Origin of the sequence: Pseudomonas sp., assembly GCF_037994325.1 — a bacterium.
In the GTDB taxonomy this organism is placed as follows: Bacteria; Pseudomonadota; Gammaproteobacteria; order Pseudomonadales; family Pseudomonadaceae; genus Aquipseudomonas.
On the sequence record NZ_JBBNAH010000080.1, the window covers coordinates 1 to 3,854 of the forward strand.

A 3,854-nucleotide genomic window follows, 5' to 3' on the forward strand; every position below is an offset into this window, starting at 1 on the left:
TGTAGAGCGCCCAGCACACGCCGGCGCCCAGGGCCAGGGCAATGCCGGTGGGGTCCAGCGCGCTGTCGGCCGGGTTGATCGGCAGCAGCAAGCCAATGCCCAGTACCGCCAGGGCAATCCAGACAAAATCGATAAAACGCCGCGACGAGACCATGGCCAGCACCAGTGGTCCGGTGAATTCCAGCGCAACGGCGATGCCCAGGGGGATGGTTTTGAGCGCCATATAAAACATTAGGTTCATCAGCCCCAACGACGCGCCATAACCCAGTAACGACTGGATGCTTGAACGGTTCAGGCGGGCACGCCACGGCCGCATGATCAGGCACAGAATCAGCGCGCCAAGGCTTAAGCGTAGCGCCGATACGCCTTCCGCACCCACGGCGGGGAACAGCCCTTTGGCCAGGGCGGCGCCGCCCTGAATCGAGCTCATGGCGATGATCAGCAGCAAAATAGGGATGGCAATCGAGACAGCAGGCTTGGACCCAGGCATTGGGAGTGTCCGTTAAGGCGTGTCACTCGGGCTATGAAGGGTTCATGGGCGGTGACGGAGGCGCGGCAGTGAGGAATGGAGCTGGCGGCTGGTTGCCGCTCTAAACCGGCCAGGATCGAGCCTGGCCAGTTTTATATCGGGCGTACAGCGGGAAGCTTAGCGGTACTCGCACAGGTAGGCGGTATCGACGGCGACTTTCAGCTGGAATTTGCTGTTGGCCGGCACGGTGAAGTTGCTACCGGTTTCGAAGGTTTCCCAGGCGTCGGTGCCTGGCAGCTTAACGGTCAGGGCGCCGGCTACCACGTGCATGACTTCCAGTTGGCTGGTACCGAATTCGTATTCGCCAGCAGCCATCACGCCGATAGTGGCGGGGCCTTCAGCCATGCCGAAGGCGATGGATTTGACGGTGCCGTCGAAGTACTCGTTGACCTTGAACATGGACTTTTCCTTTAAAGGGACGAAAAAAGGGTCGGCCAGTATGCCCAAGCAAGGTGCTGTCGTCACGTGTGCAGGCGCCTACTAGAGCGATGGCATTAGCTCTAGTACCTCACCGTCATCCCCGCCTGCGCGGGGATGACGGTGTAGGTGGTTGGTGGCGTGGTGCGTCTAAAGGGGCAGCACTAACGGCAGCAAACGTGCCGTGTTGCGGGCATCTTCCAGAGCGCGGTGTTGCTGCCCTTGAAAGCTCAATCCGGCCAATTGCAGGGCATTGTTCAGGCTGACCGGCTTTTGCAATTGGCGGGCTTTGGCGAAGCGCTGTTTGAGGTTTACGTGCGGCACCTGGCTAAGCAGGCTGCTGAGTTGGTGCTGCTGCCAATCTTGCTCCAGCTGTTTTCGGTCGTAGTCGCCCCAACTGGCCCAGCCCACCAAGCGCGGCTGATGGGCGGCGAGCCAGCGTTCAAAAAGCGGCCATACCACTGCCAGCGGCGCGGCGCTGTCGACATTGGCTTGGCTGATATGGGTGAGTTGCCGGCAAAACGTGGTGAGGTGCGGGCGGCGCAGGGGACGGACGAAACGCTGAAAATGGTCGATTTCCCGGCCGTCAGCCGTAACCAGGCTGGCGCCGATTTCGATAATTTCCATGTCTGTAACCGGCCAGCCACCTTCTTCGGTCGTGGCCTCCAGGTCGATCACCAACCAATATCCCATCGTTCTCTCCATCCGTTGGCTGGCAGTATGGAAGGCCTTTCCACACCTCGCAAACCCCGCGCTAGGCGCTCCCAAGCACATAGACCCACTCGTGGCGGGATTATTCCCGGTCAATTTGCCATAGCACTCTAAGCTTGCTGTAAGCCAAATGAGGAGGTGACGTATGGCGACTGTGGCATTTATTGGGCTTGGCACCATGGGTTTTCCTATGGCCGGACACCTGGCCTGCGAGGGTCATCAAGTGACGGTGTACAACCGCACGCCGGGCAAGACCGAGCGTTGGTGTGAGGAGTTTGCTGGAGAAAGTGCCGCCACCCCGCGCGAAGCCGTTGAGGGCGCGGAGCTGGTGATGACCTGCGTCGGCAACGACGAACATTTACGTGCGGTGTTATTGGGTGAGAACGGCGCATTTGCCGGCATGGCGCCGGGCAGTGTGTTGGTCGACCACACCAGTGCATCGGCCGATATTGCGCGGGAAATGGCGATTTTGGCGGCGGAAAAGGAACTGGGGTTTCTCGATGCGCCGGTTTCTGGCGGCCAGTCCGGGGCCGAAGGCGGCATGTTGACGGTTATGGTGGGCGGCGATAAAGCGCTCTATGAGCGTGCTGCGCCAGTGATTGAAAGCTACGCCAAGCGGGTAAGGCTGATGGGGCCGGTGGGCAGTGGCCAGTTAACCAAAATGGTCAATCAGATATGTGTCGGTGGCCTGCTGCAAGGCTTGGCCGAAGCGCTGCATTTCGCCCGCAAGGCCGGGCTGGATGTGCCGAGCGCAATGGACATCATCAGCCATGGCGCTGCGCAATCCTGGCAGTTGGAGCACCGTTACCAGACCATGCTGGAGGGCAAATTCGATTTTGGTTTTGCCGTGGACTGGATGCGTAAAGATTTCGCCATCGTCTTCGCTGAGGCCCAGCGCAATGGCGCGCACTTGCCGATTACCCGGCAGGTCGATGAGTTCTATGCCGAGGTACAAGGGCAGGGCGGCGGGCGTTGGGATACGTCCAGTCTGATTACCCGTCTGAAGTAGTGGATGGCGCTTTGCGGCGCTAGGCGCGGCGAGTAGAATCGCCGCCCGCCACGCGCGTTCAGGTCTGTGGCAGCTTGGTTTTAGCTCAGTCACAGGGTAAACGTCATCATGATTTGCCGTGCCGGCTGCGGTGCTTGCTGCATCGCCCCTTCCATCAGTTCACCGATTCCGGGTTTGCCGTTGGGCAAGCCGGCGGGCGAACGTTGTCTGCATCTGTCGGTCGATAATTTGTGCGCGTTATTTGGTTTGCCGGAACGCCCAGCGGTGTGCTCGACGTTTGGCGCCGACCCTGAGGTGTGCGGCAGCAGCAGCGAGGAGGCGATTCGTCTGCTCGGCTGGCTGGAGCAAGCCACCGCGCTCGATGTGGGTTCCACCCGCCAATAACACCAATAAAAAATAGAGGCGCAGGTATTGAATTGCGTCGCCTGGTTTCCTCAGTAAGGAGTTCGTGATGGGTTTGCTAAGTCGAGTGGCAGGCGTGTGCGCCTTGGGTTTGATGGCGTCCGCCGTGGCTCAGGCCGAAGACTGGAAGGTGGCCAAGGATGAAGACGGCATCAAGGTGTTTCTCAGCGAAGTACCGGGTTCGCAGTACAAAGCCTACCGTGGTGTCACCACCATCAAGAGCGATATCAAAACCCTGCGTGCCTTGCAGGAAGATGTCAGCGGTTCATGCCAATGGATCTTTCAATGCAGCGAGCAAAAGCTGCTGAAAAGCGAAGGTGCCGAGAGCTGGACGTACACCCGTTTTAGCCCGCCTTGGCCAGTTACCCCGCGTGATTCGATTATTCACGTCACCACCACCGAAGAAGCCGACGGCACTGTGCTGCGTAAGCTCGAAGGCTTGCCGACCTATCAACCGGAAGAGAAAGGTTTTGTGCGGGTAACCAAGGTCGACGGCTTCTGGAAAATGGTGCCCAAAGGGGCAGGGCAGGTTGAAGTGACCTACCAAGTAACCACCGAGCCGGGTGGTAGCGTGCCGTCGTGGTTGGCCAACAGCTTTGTGGTGGATGCGCCGTTTAAAACCCTGCAGGGCATGAAAGAGCGGGCGGAGAAGAAATAACCCCCTTGCGTAAACGCCGTGAGCTCTTGATCTCGTAGGGTGTGCTACGCGCACCGTGGGATCTATAGGCAGGCGCAGTGGTGCGCACCACCCTACCTGACGGTATTTCGGCCCCAATAAAAAACCCC

5 protein-coding genes and 1 pseudogene are annotated in these 3,854 nt (G+C 59.4%); 3 read left to right on the forward strand and 3 right to left on the reverse strand.

Going from position 1 to position 3,854, the window contains the following annotated elements; genetic code table 11:
* The 3 genes and pseudogenes from AAAB16_RS02590 to AAAB16_RS02600 form a co-directional block, all read right to left on the reverse strand.
* Nucleotides 1–490: pseudogene (locus AAAB16_RS02590) on the reverse strand (EamA family transporter); the annotation flags it as partial.
* A gap of 156 nt (nucleotides 491–646) precedes the next feature.
* Nucleotides 647–928: a pyrimidine/purine nucleoside phosphorylase gene (locus AAAB16_RS02595; protein ID WP_340661927.1), complete on the reverse strand. Its 282-nt coding sequence runs from the start codon at nucleotides 926–928 to the stop codon at nucleotides 647–649.
* Nucleotides 929–1,096: 168 nt separating this feature from the next.
* Nucleotides 1,097–1,639: an exonuclease domain-containing protein gene (locus AAAB16_RS02600; protein WP_340661928.1), complete on the reverse strand. Its 543-nt coding sequence runs from the start codon at nucleotides 1,637–1,639 to the stop codon at nucleotides 1,097–1,099.
* Nucleotides 1,640–1,802: 163 nt separating this feature from the next.
* Here AAAB16_RS02600 and AAAB16_RS02605 point away from each other — a divergent pair, with 163 nt between their 5' ends.
* The 3 genes from AAAB16_RS02605 (at nucleotide 1,803) to AAAB16_RS02615 (ending at nucleotide 3,726) form a co-directional block, all read left to right on the forward strand.
* The gene (locus AAAB16_RS02605; protein WP_340661929.1) at nucleotides 1,803–2,666 is read left to right on the forward strand and encodes an NAD(P)-dependent oxidoreductase; all 864 of its coding nucleotides are present in this window, start codon (nucleotides 1,803–1,805) and stop codon (nucleotides 2,664–2,666) included.
* 108 nt (nucleotides 2,667–2,774) lie between these two features.
* Complete coding sequence (locus AAAB16_RS02610; RefSeq protein ID WP_340661930.1) at nucleotides 2,775–3,050, forward strand: YkgJ family cysteine cluster protein; 276 nt, start codon at nucleotides 2,775–2,777, stop codon at nucleotides 3,048–3,050.
* A gap of 67 nt (nucleotides 3,051–3,117) precedes the next feature.
* Entirely contained in the window at nucleotides 3,118–3,726 is a 609-nt protein-coding gene (locus AAAB16_RS02615) for an START domain-containing protein (RefSeq protein ID WP_340661931.1), read from the forward strand.
* Nucleotides 3,727–3,854 lie beyond the last annotated feature (128 nt).

What these genes read in the sequence shown, in the direction of transcription:
- AAAB16_RS02595 (WP_340661927.1), bottom strand. Translation starts at nt 928, where the DNA reads ATGTTCAAGGTCAACGAGTACTTCGACGGCACCGTCAAATCCATCGCC.
- AAAB16_RS02600 (WP_340661928.1), bottom strand. Translation starts at nt 1,639, where the DNA reads ATGGGATATTGGTTGGTGATCGACCTGGAGGCCACGACCGAAGAAGGT.
- AAAB16_RS02605 (WP_340661929.1), top strand. Translation starts at nt 1,803, where the DNA reads ATGGCGACTGTGGCATTTATTGGGCTTGGCACCATGGGTTTTCCTATG.
- AAAB16_RS02610 (WP_340661930.1), top strand. Translation starts at nt 2,775, where the DNA reads ATGATTTGCCGTGCCGGCTGCGGTGCTTGCTGCATCGCCCCTTCCATC.
- AAAB16_RS02615 (WP_340661931.1), top strand. Translation starts at nt 3,118, where the DNA reads ATGGGTTTGCTAAGTCGAGTGGCAGGCGTGTGCGCCTTGGGTTTGATG.